The 17,206-nt window shown below is 67.1% G+C and carries 15 protein-coding genes; 10 read left to right on the top strand and 5 right to left on the bottom strand.

The window, feature by feature from the left end; translation table 11 throughout:
* Positions 1-21 precede the first annotated feature (21 nt).
* Positions 22-1,944 (top strand): S16 family serine protease, encoded by a 1,923-nt coding sequence (locus tag QM720_RS05925; protein ID WP_415125219.1) that lies wholly within the window; start codon positions 22-24, stop codon positions 1,942-1,944.
* A gap of 493 nt (positions 1,945-2,437) precedes the next feature.
* Here the strand turns inward: QM720_RS05925 and QM720_RS05930 are convergent, their stop codons facing one another.
* The 4 genes from QM720_RS05930 to purL all read right to left on the bottom strand — a co-directional run bounded on the left by QM720_RS05930 (position 2,438) and on the right by purL (position 6,850).
* Positions 2,438-3,172 carry a hypothetical protein gene (locus QM720_RS05930; RefSeq protein WP_415125220.1) on the bottom strand — a complete coding sequence of 245 codons (735 nt, stop codon included), beginning with the start codon at positions 3,170-3,172 and terminating at the stop codon, positions 2,438-2,440.
* A 26-nt stretch (positions 3,173-3,198) separates the two neighbouring features.
* Positions 3,199-4,143 carry a hypothetical protein gene (locus QM720_RS05935; protein WP_415125221.1) on the bottom strand — a complete coding sequence of 315 codons (945 nt, stop codon included), beginning with the start codon at positions 4,141-4,143 and terminating at the stop codon, positions 3,199-3,201.
* A gap of 260 nt (positions 4,144-4,403) precedes the next feature.
* A complete protein-coding gene (locus QM720_RS05940; RefSeq protein ID WP_415125222.1) occupies positions 4,404-4,538 on the bottom strand; it encodes a hypothetical protein in 135 nt (44 codons plus the stop codon).
* Positions 4,535-6,850, bottom strand: a complete 2,316-nt coding sequence (gene purL, locus QM720_RS05945; RefSeq protein ID WP_415125223.1) for a phosphoribosylformylglycinamidine synthase subunit PurL — start codon at positions 6,848-6,850, stop codon at positions 4,535-4,537. Before purL ends, QM720_RS05940 begins: the two co-directional genes overlap by 4 nt.
* Positions 6,851-7,030: 180 nt before the next feature.
* On the opposite strand from purL, the gene cas3 reads away from it, so the two are divergent.
* The gene (gene cas3 / locus QM720_RS05950; protein WP_415125224.1) at positions 7,031-9,931 is read left to right on the top strand and encodes a CRISPR-associated helicase Cas3'; all 2,901 of its coding nucleotides are present in this window, start codon (positions 7,031-7,033) and stop codon (positions 9,929-9,931) included.
* On the opposite strand, the gene QM720_RS05955 is transcribed toward cas3, so the two are convergent.
* Positions 9,889-10,176, bottom strand: coding sequence for a hypothetical protein (locus QM720_RS05955; protein ID WP_415125225.1), 288 nt, complete (start codon positions 10,174-10,176; stop codon positions 9,889-9,891). The genes cas3 and QM720_RS05955 overlap by 43 nt on opposite strands.
* Before the next feature lie 53 nt (positions 10,177-10,229).
* Between QM720_RS05955 and QM720_RS05960 the strand changes: the two genes are divergently transcribed.
* The 8 genes from QM720_RS05960 (at position 10,230) to cas2e (ending at position 16,934) form a co-directional block, all read left to right on the top strand.
* Positions 10,230-10,460 carry a hypothetical protein gene (locus tag QM720_RS05960; protein ID WP_415125226.1) on the top strand — a complete coding sequence of 77 codons (231 nt, stop codon included), beginning with the start codon at positions 10,230-10,232 and terminating at the stop codon, positions 10,458-10,460.
* Positions 10,461-10,715: 255 nt separating this feature from the next.
* Entirely contained in the window at positions 10,716-12,410 is a 1,695-nt protein-coding gene (gene casA / locus QM720_RS05965; RefSeq protein ID WP_415125227.1) for a type I-E CRISPR-associated protein Cse1/CasA, read from the top strand.
* Entirely contained in the window at positions 12,407-13,054 is a 648-nt protein-coding gene (gene casB / locus QM720_RS05970) for a type I-E CRISPR-associated protein Cse2/CasB (protein WP_415125228.1), read from the top strand. The genes casA and casB overlap by 4 nt, the downstream gene beginning before the upstream one ends.
* 21 nt (positions 13,055-13,075) lie before the next feature.
* Positions 13,076-14,215: a type I-E CRISPR-associated protein Cas7/Cse4/CasC gene (gene cas7e / locus QM720_RS05975; protein ID WP_415125229.1), complete on the top strand. Its 1,140-nt coding sequence runs from the start codon at positions 13,076-13,078 to the stop codon at positions 14,213-14,215.
* A gap of 2 nt (positions 14,216-14,217) precedes the next feature.
* Positions 14,218-14,922 carry a type I-E CRISPR-associated protein Cas5/CasD gene (cas5e, locus tag QM720_RS05980; RefSeq protein WP_415125230.1) on the top strand — a complete coding sequence of 235 codons (705 nt, stop codon included), beginning with the start codon at positions 14,218-14,220 and terminating at the stop codon, positions 14,920-14,922.
* Positions 14,922-15,605 (top strand): type I-E CRISPR-associated protein Cas6/Cse3/CasE, encoded by a 684-nt coding sequence (gene cas6e, locus QM720_RS05985; protein WP_415125231.1) that lies wholly within the window; start codon positions 14,922-14,924, stop codon positions 15,603-15,605. The genes cas5e and cas6e overlap by 1 nt, the downstream gene beginning before the upstream one ends.
* A 13-nt stretch (positions 15,606-15,618) precedes the next feature.
* The gene (gene cas1e / locus QM720_RS05990) at positions 15,619-16,569 is read left to right on the top strand and encodes a type I-E CRISPR-associated endonuclease Cas1e (RefSeq protein WP_415125232.1); all 951 of its coding nucleotides are present in this window, start codon (positions 15,619-15,621) and stop codon (positions 16,567-16,569) included.
* Positions 16,569-16,934 carry a type I-E CRISPR-associated endoribonuclease Cas2e gene (cas2e, locus tag QM720_RS05995; RefSeq protein WP_415125233.1) on the top strand — a complete coding sequence of 122 codons (366 nt, stop codon included), beginning with the start codon at positions 16,569-16,571 and terminating at the stop codon, positions 16,932-16,934. The genes cas1e and cas2e overlap by 1 nt, the downstream gene beginning before the upstream one ends.
* The last annotated feature ends 272 nt before the right edge of the window (positions 16,935-17,206 follow it).

Genomic DNA, 17,206 nt, shown 5'->3' on the forward strand with positions numbered 1-17,206 from the left:
CCCACTCATCCGGAGGACATCGTGTTCCGCATCCATCGCGCGCTCGCCGCGCTCGCCCTCACCGTCTCGGTCGCCCTGGTCGCCAGTGGATGCGTCGCGGCGACCATCCCCGAGAAGTCCACCAGCACCAGCATCACGATCACGTGGCTCGCGACGCGCGGATCGGAGGGCACGACGGGCACGACGAAGATCTCCCGCACCGATCCGGAAGAGGCGGGCGACTTCCGGGTGGAGTTCTCGGTCGACGAGGTCGGCGGCATCGGCGACCAGTCGCAGGCGGGCGCCTGGAACGCCGCCATCGCCTCGACGCTGCTGCTCGGCCTGCCGCTGGAGGGCGAGTTCCGCTTCGAGACCGACGGCTGGAACGACGGCCCGAGCGCGGGGGCGCTCACGACGGCCGGGCTCATCGCCCTCGCACGCGGCGAGAAGTTCCTGAAGAAGGTGACCATGACGGGCACCATCAACTCGACCGGCATGATCGGCCCGGTCGGGGGCATTCCCGAGAAGGTCGCGGCCGCCGGCGACGCCGGGTTCACGACCGTGCTGATCCCGATGGGCCAGCGCAACACCCCCGACAAGAACGGCGACTACGTCGATGTCGTGCGCGAGGGCGACCGCATCGGGGTCGAGGTGATCGAGGTCGGCGACATCTACGAGGCGTATCAGCACCTCACCGGCACGCAGATCGACGTGCCCGGCGTCACTCGCGATCCGCGGCTGGACAACACCTCGTACGACAAGATCAAGCCGCAGACGGATGCCGCGCTCGCGCGCTACACGGCGGCGCGCGCGTCGCTGGAGCGTCTGCCCGCCGCCGTTCAGGAGGTGTTCGCCGCGACCGGCCTCATCGCCCTCGCAGACGGCTACGCGGCGCAGGCGACCGACCTGCAGCGGCAGGGGCTGCAGGCCGGCGCCTACAACCTCGCCGCCCAGGCCGCCGCCGCGATGGAGGCCATCGCCGCCGTCGGCAGCCTCCTGCTGCCGCTGACGACGCAGGGGCTCGCCGGGCTCGACACCTTCTTCGCGCAGGCGATGGACACCACGACCGCGTCACTGGAGTTCGGCGCCTTCCTCGACCGGTTGTCGGCGTACGAGCCGAAGAACGTCTCGGATGTCGAGGGGCTCGTCAACGGCTACGCGGGGGCGTTCGACGCGTACTCGCTGCTGATGTTCGCCGAGAACCGCATCGCCGACATCCAGGCGCGGTTCGCCGCCGGCGACTTCGCGTCGCTCGACGAGATGTTCAGCGAGCTGACCGCACCGGCGCTGTGGGCCCAGCTCGCGCGGTCGCAGATCTCCAACGCCGCCGCGACGTTCGAGGTCGGGCGTGACAACCCGGGGGCGAAGATCAGCGACGAGGTCGATCTGCAGCAGGTGGGCGACTTCTTCCGACGCGGCGCCGACGCGAACTATGCGGCGTTCGAATCGGTGACGATCGCGCCCCTCGCCGAGCAGTACGGGGTCTCGGCCGATCGCATGACGCAGATGCTCGCGAACGTCGACCTCAACGTCGCCTTCGCCGTGTCGCAGGCGAACGTGCAGCCGGCGATCGCCGACTACATCGGGCCGGGCAAGCCCAACGCGCAGTACGCGACGCTCGGGTACGGCCTGAACAACTTCGCCCGCAACCAGGGGCTCGTCGACAAGTACTACAACAACGCGGTGCTCGGCGAGAACCTGGTTGTCGTCGACGTGCAGTTCGACGCGGTGCTCAGCCGATCGCTCGAACTGGGGCGGCAGCAGCTGGCCGCCGAGGTCGAGCTGCTGCGCGCCAACGACACCGAACCGGTCGTCAGCGTCGCAAGCTACGAGGTCGCGGGCCTGCTGCGCTCGGGCACGCTCGACGAGCAGTTCACCGCGATCGGCCTGTACAACGGCGGCTTCCTCACGACCCGCATGATGGCGTATCTCGCCGAGCTGGGTCGTGGGAGCTCGGCCGACTGAGCCCGCGGTCGCGGCGCCCTCCGCTGGGGAGGCGTGGGCGCCGCGGCCGCGTTTGCCCCGGGCGTGCTGCTAGCGGGTGCCCGCGTGCGTCAGGCGCCGGGGCGCGGTGGCCGCCGCCGCCAGCGCGGGGCGCGGTGGCCGCCGCCGGGTTCGGTCGCGGCGATATGTGGGTGTTGACGGTCTTCACTCGCAGTTTGCCGCGACTGAAGCGGAGGTGCGGGCGGCGCCGCGGCCGCGTTTCCCCGGGGCTGCCGCCGGCTGGTGCCCCCGGGCGTCGGGCGTCGGGCGTGCCAAATGCAGGGTGGATCGCACGTCTGGCGCGTGCGGCGGGGTGTTTCGGCCGTTTCACCCTGCGTTTGGCACGGTTGCCGCGACGGAGCGGACACCCGTGAGGTTCGGTCGCGGCGATATGTGGGTGTTGGCGGCATCCACCCGCAGTTTGCCGCGACTGGAGCGGAGGTGTGGGGGGCGCTGTGGCCGGGCGGTGGTAGGCTCAGGCTCCGGCGGGGTCGGCGCCCGGGGTGCGGGACGGCAGCGGCAGCGCCACCTTCTCCTCCAGCACGGTGATCGCCTCGTCCGACACGACGATGAGGCCGTCCAACTCGTCGCGGACCCGGCGGTAGGCGAGCTGGCGTTCGGCCGGGGTCGCGGCCTCGTCGACGGCGACCGACAGCAGCTGCTTCGCGGTGGCGAGGCGCTTGCGCTCGGTCTCGCTGAAGTCCGAGTCGCGCAGCCGCCGCGCCTCGCGCTCGGCGATGTCGAAGGCGACCTCGAAGTCGGTGACGGCGCCGGCGTACTCGGCCAGCTCGGCGTCGGTCACGTGCGCCTTCGCGGATGCCGGGCGCAGCCGGTCGGCCGTCTTCTTCGCCCGCAGGAACGCCGCCGTCAGCGGCTGGCGGCCGTCGCTGATCGTCGGGAACGCGATGAGCTTCGCGACATCCAGTTCGTAGTCGAGCCACCGGGCCGTCACGGCATCGTGTGCGGCGAAGAGCCGCTCCAGCTGCGGCTGGGTCGGCGTCGGCTTCGTGATCGGCTTCGGCTCGGCGGCGGTGGCGACGGGCTTCGGCTGCGCCGTCTTCAGCTCGCCTTTCGCGTGCAGGATCTCCAGCCGTCGCTGGTGACGTGCCCGCGCACCGCGCTCCCAGGCCCGGCCGACACCGCCGAGCACCGCCATGGCGGGGAAGATGAGCCACCAGTAGCTGCCCGCGAACGCCCAAAAATCGTGCACGGTGCCACCCTACGCGCGCGCGGCGCTCACGGTCGCGCCGACCGGCTGTCGCGGGCGGGCACGGGCCAGACGCGGCCGTCGGGGCGGGCCTGCGGCGAGGGCGCCGGCTGCGGCCTGGGCGACGGTGTGGGCCCGGCGGCGGCATCGGATGCGGGCGGCGCCGCGACGCGGGCCAGCGCCTCGGCCGAGCGCACGATGACGGTCTGGGTCAGCGACTGCGCGAAGGCCGCCCAGTCGGTCGTCGGGGCGGCCGCAGCATCCGGATCGCCCCGCGTCGGCACGGGCGGCGCGGAGCCCTCGGCGCGCGCGCGGCGCCACGCCTCGGCCTCGGCCGCGTCGAACGCGCGGCCGAGACGCGCGACGCTGTCGCGGTAGGCCGCGAACTGCGCCGTCGTCAGTCGCACGCGGGCGGATGCCGGGCGCAGCTGCCACGTCGTGCGCTGCTCGGCGAGGAACGTCGCCGTCGCCGGAACGCGGGCATCGGTCATCGCCGGGAACGCGATGAGCCGGGCCGGGTCGGTCTCGTACGCCATCCAGCGGGCCGTCACGGCGTCGTGGCCGGACATCAGGCGGGCCAGCGGCAGGGCGGCCGGATCGGCGGCGCCGGCGGGCAGGGCGGCCCGCGCGGCGGAGACCCGGGCGCGGTGTGCGCGGACGGTGGCGCTCGCGGCCCGCGTCTCGCGCTGGGCGGTGTCGAGGGCGTGTCTCGCTCCGGCGACGTCGGCCGGGGTGGCGCGGTGCGCGGCGCGCTCGGCCTGGAGCCGGACGAGCTCGGTGCGTGCGACGCGCACGGCGGCGCGGGCGCTCGCCGCGTCACGGCGGGCGGCTTTGAGCTCCTGCCGTGCGGCTTCGAGCTCGACGCGGCGCAGGCGCTCGGCGCGTTCGTGGCGCAGGCCGAGCCAGCCGAGGGTGCCCGTGCCGATCACGATCGGCCCGATCCACCAGAACTCGACTGCCCATGCCAGGTCCACAGCGTCATGCTATCCAGCATGCCTGAGAGCCGCCGGGGTTTGTCTCCCGGCATCCGGCTTGCTGCGTTTCGTCTCGCGGCTGCGCCGCTCGCTCAACGTCCGGAGGAGGGGCGCCGTCCGGCGTGCCCCCGGAGTCCCCGCGCCGCAGCCCCCCGGTCGTTGAGCGAGGCCCGCAGGGCCGAGACGAAACGCCGCAACGGAACGCCAGCCCTCCGGTCGTTGAGCGAGGCCCGCAGGGCCGAGACGAAACGCAGCGACTGTCAGCCGAAGAGCAGCGCGAGCACGGTCGCACCGCCGCCGACGAGGATCAGCGCGATGATCGTCACCCACGCGACGATGCGGGTACGGCGCGTGCGCGCGGCATTCATGCCCTCGTACTCGTCCGGGTCGCTCATGAGGTCAACCCTACGGGCTCGGCGACGGTGTCCCCGAAAACGGCCGGCAGCGTCGCCTGCGACAGGGCGCGCAACTCGGCGACCGGGATCGTGAAGACGTCCTGCACTTCGAGCGTGGGCTCGGTGTCGGTGACGCCGATGCGGAGCACCGGGTATCCGCGGCCTTCGCACAGTCCACGGAACTTGACGTCCTCTTCGCGCGGCACCGAGACGATGACGCGGCCGGTCGACTCGCTGAACAGGGCGGTGGCGGCATCGACGCCGTCGCGCTCCATGATCTCGCGCAGCCACACGCGGGCGCCGACGCCGAACCGCTCCGTCGCCTCGGCGAGGGCCTGGCCGAGCCCGCCGGCCGAGAGGTCGTGGGCGGACGAGACGAGCTCCTGCTGGGATGCCGCGTGGATGAGCTCGGCGAGCCGCTTCTCCTGCGCCAGGTCGACCGCCGGCGGCCGCCCGCCGAGGTGGCCGTGCACGGTGCCGGCCCACGCCGAGCCGCTGAGCTCGGTCGCGGTGACACCGAGGAGGTAGATGTTCTCCCCGGCATCCTGCCACCCGCTCGGAATGCGGCGGGCGACGTCGTCGATGATGCCGAGCACGCCCACGACCGGGGTCGGGAAGATCGGGACGTCGCCGGTCTGGTTGTAGAAGCTGACGTTGCCGCCGGTGACCGGCACGCCGAGCTCGAGGCACGCCTCGGCGAGGCCGTCGACCGCCTGGCCGAACTGCCACATGACCTCGGGGTTCTCCGGGCTGCCGAAGTTGAGGCAGTCGGTGACGGCGGTCGGCACGGCGCCGGTGACGGCGACGTTGCGGTAGGCCTCGGCGAGGGCGAGCTGTGCGCCGGCGTAGGGGTCAAGCTGGCAGAAGCGGCCGTTGCAGTCGGTGGCGATCGCAAAGCCCAGGCCCGATTCCTCGTCGACGCGGATCATGCCGGCATCGTCGGGGAACGACAGGGCCGTGTTGCCCAAGACGAAGTAGTCGTACTGGTTGGTGACCCACGACGTGTCGGCGAGGTTCGGGCTCGTCAGCAGCTGCAGGAACTGGTCACGGAGGTCGGCCGGGTCGCTGCTGCGGGGGAGGGCGGATGCCGAGTCGTCGCGGAGGGCGTCGATCCAGGTCGGGTAGGCGACCGGCCGCTCGTAGACCGGGCCGTCGACGGCGACGGTCGACGGGTCGACGTCGACGATCTGCTCGCCGTGCCAGAAGATCTGCAGGCGGCCGTCGCCGGTGACCTCGCCGAGGACGCTGGTCTCGACATCCCACTTGCCGGTGACTTCCAGGAAGGCATCCAGCTTGTCGGGCGCGACGATGGCCATCATCCGCTCCTGCGACTCGCTCATGAGGATCTCCTCGGGCGTGAGCGTGGGGTCGCGCAGGAGCACGTTTTCGAGGTCGACGCGCATGCCGCTGTCGCCGTTGGCGGCGAGCTCGCTCGTCGCGCAGGAGATGCCGGCGGCGCCGAGGTCCTGGATGGCTTCGACGAGGTCGCTCTTGTAGAGCTCGAGGCAGCACTCGATGAGCACCTTCTCGGCGAACGGGTCGCCGACCTGCACGGCGGGGCGCTTGGTCGGTCCGCCGTCGGCGAACGTGTCGGAGGCGAGGATGGATGCCCCGCCGATGCCGTCGCCGCCCGTGCGCGCGCCGAACAGCACGACCTTGTTGCCGGCGCCGGAGGCGTTGGCGAGCTTGAGGTCTTCGTGGCGCAGCACGCCGACCGCGAGCGCGTTGACGAGGGGGTTGCCCTGGTAGACGGCGTCGAACACCGTCTCGCCGCCGATGTTGGGCAGGCCCAGGCAGTTGCCGTAGAAGCTGATGCCCGACACCACGCCGTGCACGACGCGCGCCGTGTCGGGGTTGTCGATCGCGCCGAAGCGCAGCTGGTCCATGACGGCGACCGGGCGCGCGCCCATCGAGATGATGTCGCGCACGATGCCGCCGACGCCGGTCGCGGCGCCCTGGAACGGCTCGATGTAGCTCGGGTGGTTGTGCGACTCGACCTTGAAGGTCACCGCCCAGCCCTCGCCGACATCGACGACGCCGGCGTTCTGGCCCATGCCGACCATGAGGCGCTTCTTCATCTCGTCGTTCGTCTTGGTGCCGAACTTGCGCAGGTAGATCTTCGACGACTTGTAGGAGCAATGCTCGCTCCACATGACGGAGTACATCGCCAGCTCGCCGCTGGTCGGCCGGCGGCCGAGGATCGTCTTGATCTGCTCGTACTCGTCGGGCTTGAGGCCCAGCGCCGCGTACGGCTGATCCTTGGTCGGGGTGGCGATGGCGTTCGCGACGGTGTCGGCGACGGGAGTGGTCACGCGGCTGAGCTCCTGGAATTGGGTGCCGGGGATGGGGATCAGTCTATCGGCGGGGTGGGGTTGCTGTGGCGGGGGTTGGTTGCCGGCATCCCGGGTAAGAAGCGCCGGTCAAACCGCACTGCTGACAACGGATGCGGCTCGTCGTGCGTTCGTGGCGGCGGGGAGCGGCAGGATGGTGCCGTGACCCAACACCTGGCTTCCGGTGAGTTCAGCCGACGCGCCCGATCCGTCTGGGCAAAGACGCGCACCGGACCCGGACCCGATTTTGCATTGCAAGGCTGGCTGCCACTGGTCCAGCATCTGGCTGACACCGCAGCGGTGGCCGCGCTGTTATGGGAGGAGTGGGTTCCCGAATCGCTGAAATCGATGCTCACGGATGCCGTCGGCACAAGGAGCGCCGCACGCGACCTCGTCGTTTGGCTCGCAGGGACACATGATGTCGGGAAAGCGTCGCCCGCATTCGCAGTGCAGGTGCCGCTCCTTGCCGATGTCATGCGAGACGAAGATCTCGAGATCGATCCACGGATCAAGGATGGCGACGAACGCAGGCAGGTCCGCCACGAGTTGGTGAGCTACCTGGCCATCCGTGACTGGCTTCAGTTGGTCCATGGATTCTCCAAGCTGGCAGCTGGTCGTCTCGCTAGCGTTGCAGCGGCGCATCACGGACAGCCGCCCTCGCGGCAACTGGTGTCCGAGGCAGAACCCCGACCGCACCTTGTCGGATCGGGTTCCTGGATCGACGTTCGAAATGAACTGCTCGCAGCAGCCGACCGGGATCACGCATCTGTGGGGTCAGGTGAGCAGTGGAGAGCCGCCGAGTTCACGCAGCCTGTGCTCGTCATGCTCAGCGCGATTGTCATCGTGTCCGATTGGATAGCGAGCAGTGATCTGTTTGATGCCGCCCCTTTGGGGGAGCCGCCGCGGGACACCACGGAGGACAGAGTCGCGCGTGCATGGGCCGACCTCGACTTCCCACGCGCATGGGCACCGAGAAGCGATCAGACAGACGTCACCGCGATGCTGACGGCGCGGTTCGACCTTCCCGCGGGTGCTGCCCCTCGACCCGCGCAGGAAGCTTTCGTACGACAGGCGATGCAGGTTGAACGACCCGAGTTGATGATCCTCGAAGCCGAGATGGGGTCGGGTAAGACGGAGGCCGCACTCCTGGCCGCGGAGATCCTCGCCGGCCGCTTCGGCTTGAGTGGCGTGTTCGTCGGGCTCCCGACCCAGGCGACCACTGACGGGATGTTCTCGCGAGTCTTGCAGTGGGCTGACCGGCTCGATCTCGATACCCCGGCCAGCCTGTTCCTGGCTCGGGGGAAGTCGATGCTCAATCCCGAGTTCGCGCAAAAGTCTCGTGAGGCCCACTTCCGATCGATTGGCGATGACTACGCGGCCCGCCGCGAATCCGATGAATCGCTCGTCGTGGCTCACCGATGGTTCAGTGACCCTCGGAGGGGACCGCTGTCCAACTTTGTCGTGGGCACGGTCGACCAGGCGCTGTTCGCCGGGCTGCGGAGCAAATACCTGATGCTGCGACATCTCGCTCTCGCGAGCAAGGTCGTCATCATCGACGAGGTGCACGCGTACGACGCTTATATGCAGGAGTATCTGACGCGCGTGATCGAGTGGCTTGGCGCGTATCGAGTGCCTGTGATCCTGCTCTCGGCCACTCTGGCATCGTCACAGCGGCGGGCGTTTGTGGAGGCATACGATCGCGGTCGCGAGGCGCTCGAACCTGCGCCGCCGCTGGACCCCTCGATGTCGGGCGCGGAACGTGCTGAGCGGCGTGCCGTGAGCGCGCAGGCGAAGGAAGCTCGATACCGGAGGCTGGACGGTGATTTCTGGTACCCGGCGATCACCGTCTCGCAGTGGAGAAGACCGCCTGCCCTGACCTTGCCGGGCGGGGCCAGCGATACGCGGAGGCTTCATATTGATCGCATCCCGGATGACCATATTGTGCTCATCGATCTGCTCCGCTCCGCTCTTCGTGATGGGGGGAACGTTGCTGTCATCCGCAACACGGTCAGCCGAGCACAAGAGACGGCTGCACTGTTGCGCGACGCCTTCGGGGGAGACCTCCCGGTGACGCTCGCACACTCTCGCTTCCTCGGCCTCGACCGGGCACGCAAGGATCGCGAGCTCTTGTCGGCATATGGCCCGAAGGGGGATCGGCCGAAGCGAAGCATCGTCGTCGCTACGCAGGTGATCGAGCAATCGTTGGATATCGACTTCGATCTGATGGTCACTGACACGGCACCCATCGATCTGCTTCTGCAGCGCAGTGGTCGGCTCCATCGCCATCTGCGCGCCGGACGGCCCTTGCCGTTGCGCGAGCCTCGGCTCGTGTTGACGGGAACGAATTGGGACGCCGAGCCGCCGCAATTCGTTCGCGGATCGACGCGGGTCTACTCCGAAGCAATCCTTCTGCGCACCACGGCTGCACTGCACGGACGAGATGTGTTGTCGGTTCCGGATGACATCGCCTACCTCGTGGAGACGGTCTACAGCCACGACTTGTCGTTCATCCCAACGGGGTGGCGCGATGCGGTCGACGATGCGACGAGGAAGCACGAGCGGGAACAGCAACGGCTTCGCGACAAGGCGCACAGCTTTCGTCTGCAGGGTGTCGCTGAGGGATCGTCGACGCTGCTCGGATGGATCAGCGGTCCCGACGTGGATCCAGATCTCACGCCGCCGGGACGGGCGACGGTACGTGATGGGGATGAGACTCTCGAAGTCATCGTCCTTCAGCGCAGGATTGACGGGGGGCTCGCGACGCCGGCGTGGCTCGCAGGCGGACCCCGCGACATCCCGGTGAATGAGGCTCCTCGTGGCGCATTGACGCGCACCATCCTGGGGTGCACGCTTCGCCTGCCAGCGGGAATGTGCCACGGCAACGCGATCGACCGGCATATCGCAACACTGGAACGAGGTTTCGAGCTGCCCGAGTGGCACGCGAGTCCTGCTCTCAGGGGGGAACTCGTACTCGTGGTAGACGGCGACGGCAGGGCGCGCCTCAATGAGTTCGATCTTCGCTACACGCCCGACGACGGTCTGACATTCGCCCGGGCCGGTTGATCGGCGCCGAACTTTCGGTAGGCGTTCTGCTTGGAGGTCCGCAGTGCGACGCCGATCGCCGCCCAGGAGTCTCCCGCGGCACGTGCTGCCGCAACGGCGTCGCGCAACCTCTGATCGGCCTCAGCGAGGGCTCGTCGAGCGGCGGCGATCTCCCGCAGATGCGCGGCGTCTCTCATCGACGACGGGTCGATGCCCCCGAGGAAGTCTTCGATGCCGTGCTCTGACGCGACTTTGACGGTGCCCATTCAGGATCCTTCTCTTACAACAGCCCTCGTCGACCTGGTCGGAGGATGTCGGCGTGGATGATCCGTTGCGGTTCATCGACCGGGACGAGGACGATCTCAAGGAGCGCGCCGGCTCGACTCGGTCCGATCACCAGCATTCTCAACTCCCCGTCGTATTCCTGCTCGACGTATCGGACCGCATAGTCGATCGCGTGGAACATGTCGTCGTCGGCGATCCCGTGCTTTCGCGCGCTATCTGCGACCTCAAACGTCATCATATCGAGTACGACCCCGTTCGTCAATGAAAGGTTTACGCTGGACTCGGCGCGTATCCTGGCAGTCGGTTGGATTTCGTCGCCCTGCGAGTTCCGGGGATGATCCCGCTGAATTGTTCGAGAGCAAAACCTTCGAGTGTTCCCCGCGCTGGCGGGGCTGTTCCGATACCGGAGGGGTCCGTCTCATTTTATGAATGCTGAATTGTTGGAGAGTAATAATTGAGAGGATTTTTCTTGCTTGACGTATCGATGATGCGTCTGTAGCGTGATGCTGTCGGGTCAAGAGTGACATCGACCTCGGACATCGGCGACGCCGCCGACCACCTGCGGGGAGTGGGGAACATGGGAGCAGTGCATCCGCAGTTCAGCGTTCTCGACGACGCATGGATCGCAGTTCGCCTCGTTGACGGATCGGCAGCCGAGGTCTCTTTGCGTGACGCTTTTCACCGGGCCGACGAGATTGCCGAGATCACTGGTGATCTCCCCACCCAGGCATTCGCGATCCTGCGACTGATGCTGGCGATCCTCTATCGCACGCTGCGTGGTGACAAACTCACCATCGATGTGTGGGCATTCTGGCGTGAGAACGGGCTGCCCAACGGGGATATCGATGACTACTTCGACCTCTACGCTGACCGCTTCGAGCTGTTCCACCCTGAACGTCCGTTCTTCCAGGTCGCAGACCTCGCAACCGCATCGGGTGACCACAAGGATGTGTCGCCGCTCATCCTGGACTTGCCCAGCAACAACCGGCTATTCACGAACCGCGCAGGGTCGGGAGCCTCATCACTGTCGTTCGCAGAGGCGACACGCTGGCTGGTCGATGCGCAGGCCTGGGATCCGAGTGGTATCAAGAGCGGTGCTCTCGGTGACCCGCGAGTGAAAGGTGGCAAGGGCTACCCACTCGGATTGGCGTGGGCGGGTCTTCTCGGCGGCGTGTATGTGCAGGGGCAGACCCTGCGAGACACACTGCTGCTGAACCTTGTCGCAACGGACGATGGTCTCGATGTCGACGCCGAGTGGGACGTCCCGCCGTGGGAGGAAGAGCAAGCAGATGACGCCGCCGAACGTGAAGGCATCGTTCCTCGCGGCCCGGTGCGGCTCTACACCTGGCAGGCGCGCCGCATCCGGCTCTTCCCATCCGGCAGCCGCGTGACCGGATGCCTCGTCACCAACGGCGACAGACTCACTCCGCAGAATCAGCAGACCCACGAGCCGATGTCTGCCTGGCGTTTCAGCGAGCCGCAGACCAAGGCGGCGAAGCAGACGACCTATATGCCGCGCGAGCATCAGCAGGGGCGTGCGATGTGGCGCGGCATCGGTGCACTGCTTCCTGAACTCGCCGTGCCTGTCCCCAAGCGTGACATTCCGGCGAGTCTGCCACCGGGCATCGTCGGATGGCTGCAACGCGTCGAAGATGAGACGGATCTACTCCCCTCACGAGACCAGTTCCGGCTCCGGGCGATCGGTGTGGTCTATGGCAGCAACAATTCCGTCGTGGACGAAGTGATCGATGACGAGGTACTGATCCCCGTGGCCCTGCTCCGCGATCGCAATCGGCCTCTCGCTGCTCAAGCGCAAGAAGCCGTTCGGCTGGCGGATGAAGGTGTTCTCGCCCTGCGTCACCTTGCCGAGAACCTCGACCGCGCCGCCGGGGGCACAGGAGAAGGCGCACGGGTGCGCGCCGGCGAGGTCGCCTATGCGGCCTTCGATGCACCATATCGGTGTTGGCTGGCCTCCCTCACAGACGCGAGTGACCCCGTCGAAGTCGTCTCGGAGTGGAAGCGAACTGCATACGGCATCTTGCGGGAACTGGGGACCGAGCTCATCGAGACGTCCGGACCGGCGGCTTGGGTGGGTCGCGACGTGTCGCGCGGAGGGCGCACAGATCTCATCACAACGCCGCGCGCCGAGGGCTGGTTCCTGAGCTCGCTTGCAAAAACCTTCGGCGCTGCTGCCAGAAAGGAAGAAGCCGCATGACCACTTCTGTCCGGTCCTCTCTCGGGGAACGCTTGGTCGATCACGTCTCGGCCAAGGCCGCCTCCTTGCAGGCGCGCTATCGGAACAACGATTCCACGGCTGTGGCAGAGCTTGCGATCCTGCGTCGGGGCGTCTCTCAGCGTGTGGGCGAGGATGCCGCGCTCGCCGGATCGGTACTCGGCGGCCTCTACGAGAACCCCGCTGCTCTTCCGGACGAGGTGCAGCCCGCGGAGCGCGCCGCATATGCCGCACTGACGCTGTTCGCCGTGCACCAGCAGTCGCATCGCGGTGCGAGCATGCATCGCCCGGGATACTCGCTCGGGCGATCAGCACGCCTCCTGGGGCGACACTCAGGTGCTCAGGACGCCGTACGCCGACGCTTCACCGCTCTGGCCACAGCGACCACCTGGGACGAGACTATGCACCACGCTCGCGGACTTGTGCAGCAGCTGCGGGCATTCGGCATCCCACTCGACTACGGACGGTTCGCACGTGACCTTCTTGATCTGCAGTCGCAGGATCGGGCGGATCGTGTTCGTCTGGTCTGGGGACGCCACTTCTATCGTGTGCGCCACGCCGAAGACGATGCCGAGTCAGACGGCGGCACGGTCGCCGAAACCGACGACACCACAAACGACGCCTGAACGAACCCAAGGAGAACTCACATGACCCGCACCATCGTGGACGTCAACGTCCTGCAGACCGTTCCACCCAGCAACCTCAATCGCGATGACACCGGCAGCCCGAAGTCCGCTGTCTACGGCGGCGTGCGCCGGGCTCGAGTGTCCAGCCAGGCATGGAAGCGCGCCACACGCCTTGCCTTCAAAGATGTCTTGGATTCGTCCACGCTAGGCACTCGGACAAAGCGCGTCGTGGAGCTGCTCGGCGAACGGATCGTCCAGCAAGACCCGGCCATCCCCGTGGAGCGGGCGCAAGAGTTGGCAGTCTTCGCGTTCTCAGCCGCGGGCATCAAGCTCTCGGCCCCCCGTCGCTCGACGGCGGAGAACCCGCAACCACACGAATCCGGGTACTTGCTGTTCTTGAGTTCGCTTCAGCTTGACCACCTCGCGCAGCTCTGCGCTCAAGCGCACGATACCGATGACCCGAAGGCGCACCTCAAGGGCGCAGACGTCAAGAACGCGCTCGACAGCTCGCATTCCGTGGACTTGTCGCTGTTCGGTCGCATGGTCGCCGATGCCAGCGACCTGAACGTCGACGCTGCATGCCAGGTCGCACACGCGGTCAGTGTGCATCCGGTGGAGACGGAGTTCGACTACTTCACGGCTGTCGATGATCATAAGGATGCGGACGCCGAAGAAGACGCCGGCGCCGGAATGATCGGCACCGTCGAGTTCAACGCTTCGACTCTCTACCGTTACGCGACGATCGATGTCGACCTGCTCGCACGCAATCTGGGCGATGCGGATGCGACTCGCTTGGCCGTCGAGGCCTTCGTGCGCGCCTTTGTGACCAGCATGCCGAGCGGCAAGCAGAACACCTTCGCGAACCGCACCTTGCCGGATGCAGTGGTGATCAGCCTGCGTGACACTCAGCCGGTGAATCTCGTCGGTGCGTTCGAGGAGGCCGTGGTCGGGGAACATCGTCTGGCGCAGGCAGCAGAGAGGCTCGCCGACTATGCAGTCGGTATCGACCGCGCCTATGACACGACGCCGGTCGAGACATGGATCGTGCGTGGCAACGGCACCACGAAAGCGCTGGATGTATTCGGTCAACCGGTGTCGTTGGGCGCAGCGGTCTCCGGCGTCGGGGCGGCCGTCGCAGAACGACTGCAGTCGCAGGAGTGACCGTGAGCACGCTGCTGATCGAACTCGCCGGACCGCAGCAGGCCTGGGGTTCGCGCAGCCGCTTCGCGACTCGCGCCACCGAGCTCGCTCCGACACGCAGTGGCGTGATCGGCCTGGTCGCGGCGGCTCTGGGGCTCGCTCGCACCGAGCCGCTGGACCGGTTCGACAAGCTGGAGTTCGGAGTGCGCATCGATCAGCCCGGGCGAATCGAGCGAGACTTCCAGACTGCGCGGACCCTAGATGGCAAGACCTCGATGCCCCTGTCCCAGCGTTTCTATCTCGCTGACGCCGTGTTCCTTGCAGCGTTGGGGACTGAAGACCGCGCGATGCTGGAGAGCCTGCGGCAGGCGTTGACCCACCCTCGGTTTCCGCTGTATTTGGGGCGTCGAGCCTTTCCACCGGCGCGACCGCTCATGCCCGAGATCGTGGATCGTCCTTTGCGGGAGGCTCTCCGGGAAGCGGCGTGGCGGGCGTCGCCCTGGTACCAACGCGTGCGAAGTGTCGAGCAGCCCGCCTTAGAGATCCTGGCCGACGCGCTACCCGGAGAGACGGGAGCCTTCACGCTGCGCGACGTGCCGCGCAGCTTCGATCCGCGAAGGCGACTTCATGACCTACGAGGCGTCGCCGCTCTGTCGACTGCGGGCGACACCTCCACACACGTCTCACCGCATGACCCCATGCTGCTTGTCAGCGAAGAGGAAGTCTGATGTACCTGTCCCGTATCCAGCTGAACCCCGCGCGCCGTGACGCTCAGCAGCTTCTTGCTTCGCCACACGCGCTGCATGCGGCTGTGCAGGCGGCCTTTCCCGACCCGGCTCCGCGGCCGGAGGGCCGGGTTCTTTGGCGCCTTGACGTTGCGCAACACGCGACCCACGTCTACATCGTGAGCCCGACCCGGCCGGACTCTACGCATATCGCTGAGCAGGCTGGGTGGCCTTCGCTTGACGACACCCAGTTGGTGCGACCGTATTCGCCGTTGCTGAGCCGCATAGAGAAGGGCCAGCGTTACGCATTCCGGCTGACTGCCAATCCCACCCACACAACCCGTTCGGTCGAGGGCGAGCGCGGCAAGGTGTTTGGGCATGTGACGGTGGCGCAACAAGAGCGATGGTTGCTCGACCGTCAAGAGCATGCGGGATTTCTCGTCGATATGCTTGCTGCACCCCACGCGGAGCGGAGTGAGGAGACTGAGGTAGCGCGCGCGCTCGTCATCAAGGATCGGCGTACCTTGTCGTTCTCCCGCCGTGAGACGCGGGTCACGCTGCGGATTGCCACCTACGAAGGCTCTTTGCAGGTCATCGACCGTGACGCCTTCGTCTCGGCACTCTGCCATGGCATCGGTCGGGCAAAAGGGTACGGCTGCGGGCTCATGACCATCGCCCCGGCGTGATAAGGCCGCCAAAATGACGATTCCCGGTGCTCGCCCGCCCGATCTGCCGGATCTTGTCCGCGCTCAGGATCGAATGACGTTCATTTATCTCGAGAAGTGCCAGCTCCACCGTGACGCGAATGCGATTACGGCGACAGACGAGCGAGGGGTGATGCACATCCCCGCGGCAGCTCTCGGCGCCCTGCTACTTGGGCCCGGTACCACCGTGACACAACAGGCGATGGTGCTCATGGCAGAGAGCGGATCGACCGTGGTCTGGGTGGGTGAGGAAGGTGTGCGCTATTACGCGCACGGGCGTTCTCTCGCACACAGCTCGCGTCTCTTGGAGGCGCAGGCGCAGCTGATGACAAATCAGAGCAGCCGTCTCCGTGTCGCTCGGGAGATGTACGCCATGCGATTCCCCGGCGAGGATACTTCTGGCCTGACGATGCAGCAGCTACGGGGTCGCGAGGGCGCACGCATCCGACGCGCGTACCGCGAGCATTCACGTCGCACGGGCGTCCCGTGGGCAGGGCGCGACTACGAGGTCGAGGATTTCGCAGCGAGCGACCCGGTCAATCAAGCGCTCTCTGCGGCGAACACGAGTCTCTACGGAGTCGTGCACTCGGTCATTGTCGCGTTGGGATGTTCGCCGGGCCTCGGGTTCGTACACACGGGCCACGTGCGGTCATTCGTCTACGACATCGCCGACCTATACAAGGCTGAACTGACTATTCCGTTGGCCTTCGATCTCGCCGCTGAGGCGCCGTTCGACATCGGGGCGGCCGCGCGCCGTGCCCTGCGTGATCGGTTCCATGGCGGAGCGTTGCGTGAGCGGTGTGTTCGGGACATTCGCCAGCTGCTCATCCCTGACGATTCGGAGCAAGATGCTGACATCGGCCTGGCTGAGAACGTCGTGTACCTCTGGGACGGTTCGCGGCGGGCCGTCGCCGGCGGTACCAGCTATGACGAGATACCGTTCTGATGGTGGTGATCGTGCTTTCGGCGTGTCCCCCCGGATTGCGTGGGTATCTGACCCGTTGGCTGCTGGAGATATCCGCGGGAGTATTCGTGGGCGCCGTATCCAAGCGCGTGCGCGAACTCCTGTGGAAACGCATCGTAGAGATGGTGCGCACGGGTCGAGCAATCATGGTGTTTCCCGCTCGGAATGAACAACGCCTTGAGTTCCTTGTGCACGGCCACCACTGGGAACCCGTGGATGTTGACGGGATCATGCTCATGCTGCGACCTGCAGCGGAACAGCGTGGTCGAGAGTCGGAGACAGCTGGGATGGCCGACACCAGTCGACGAACAGGATGGAGCAAGGCAGCGCGTCGCCGGAGTCGATGACCTCTGAACATTGGACGCGCAGGTTGGGAACTCATTGATGGTTTATCCCCGGGACCGGGGACCACTCTGGCTCTCAGTCGCCGTGGATTCCGACGGTCGAGTCATCCCCGCGGCGCGGGGAGGAGATCGCGGGGATCGTGCTGATGTTCATCGCCGCAGGATCATCTCCGCGCAAGCAAGGAGAACCGGTCGGGACGCTTGGGGAGTGTCTTGCGGAACGGATCACCCCCGTGGTGGCGGGGAGCTCATCGGAGATTTCGCTCAATCGCGAC

This window comes from Microbacterium sp., assembly GCF_047602155.1.
Lineage (GTDB): Bacteria > Actinomycetota > Actinomycetes > Actinomycetales > Microbacteriaceae > Microbacterium.

Bases quoted from the DNA above. Each gene is read 5' to 3' on its own strand.
- QM720_RS05940 (WP_415125222.1), bottom strand. From the start codon at position 4,538: ATGAGCGACCCGGACGAGTACGAGGGCATGAATGCCGCGCGCACGCGC.
- QM720_RS05955 (WP_415125225.1), bottom strand. From the start codon at position 10,176: ATGGGCACCGTCAAAGTCGCGTCAGAGCACGGCATCGAAGACTTCCTC.
- casB (WP_415125228.1), top strand. From the start codon at position 12,407: ATGACCACTTCTGTCCGGTCCTCTCTCGGGGAACGCTTGGTCGATCAC.
- cas7e (WP_415125229.1), top strand. From the start codon at position 13,076: ATGACCCGCACCATCGTGGACGTCAACGTCCTGCAGACCGTTCCACCC.
- cas6e (WP_415125231.1), top strand. From the start codon at position 14,922: ATGTACCTGTCCCGTATCCAGCTGAACCCCGCGCGCCGTGACGCTCAG.
- cas1e (WP_415125232.1), top strand. From the start codon at position 15,619: ATGACGATTCCCGGTGCTCGCCCGCCCGATCTGCCGGATCTTGTCCGC.
- cas2e (WP_415125233.1), top strand. From the start codon at position 16,569: ATGGTGGTGATCGTGCTTTCGGCGTGTCCCCCCGGATTGCGTGGGTAT.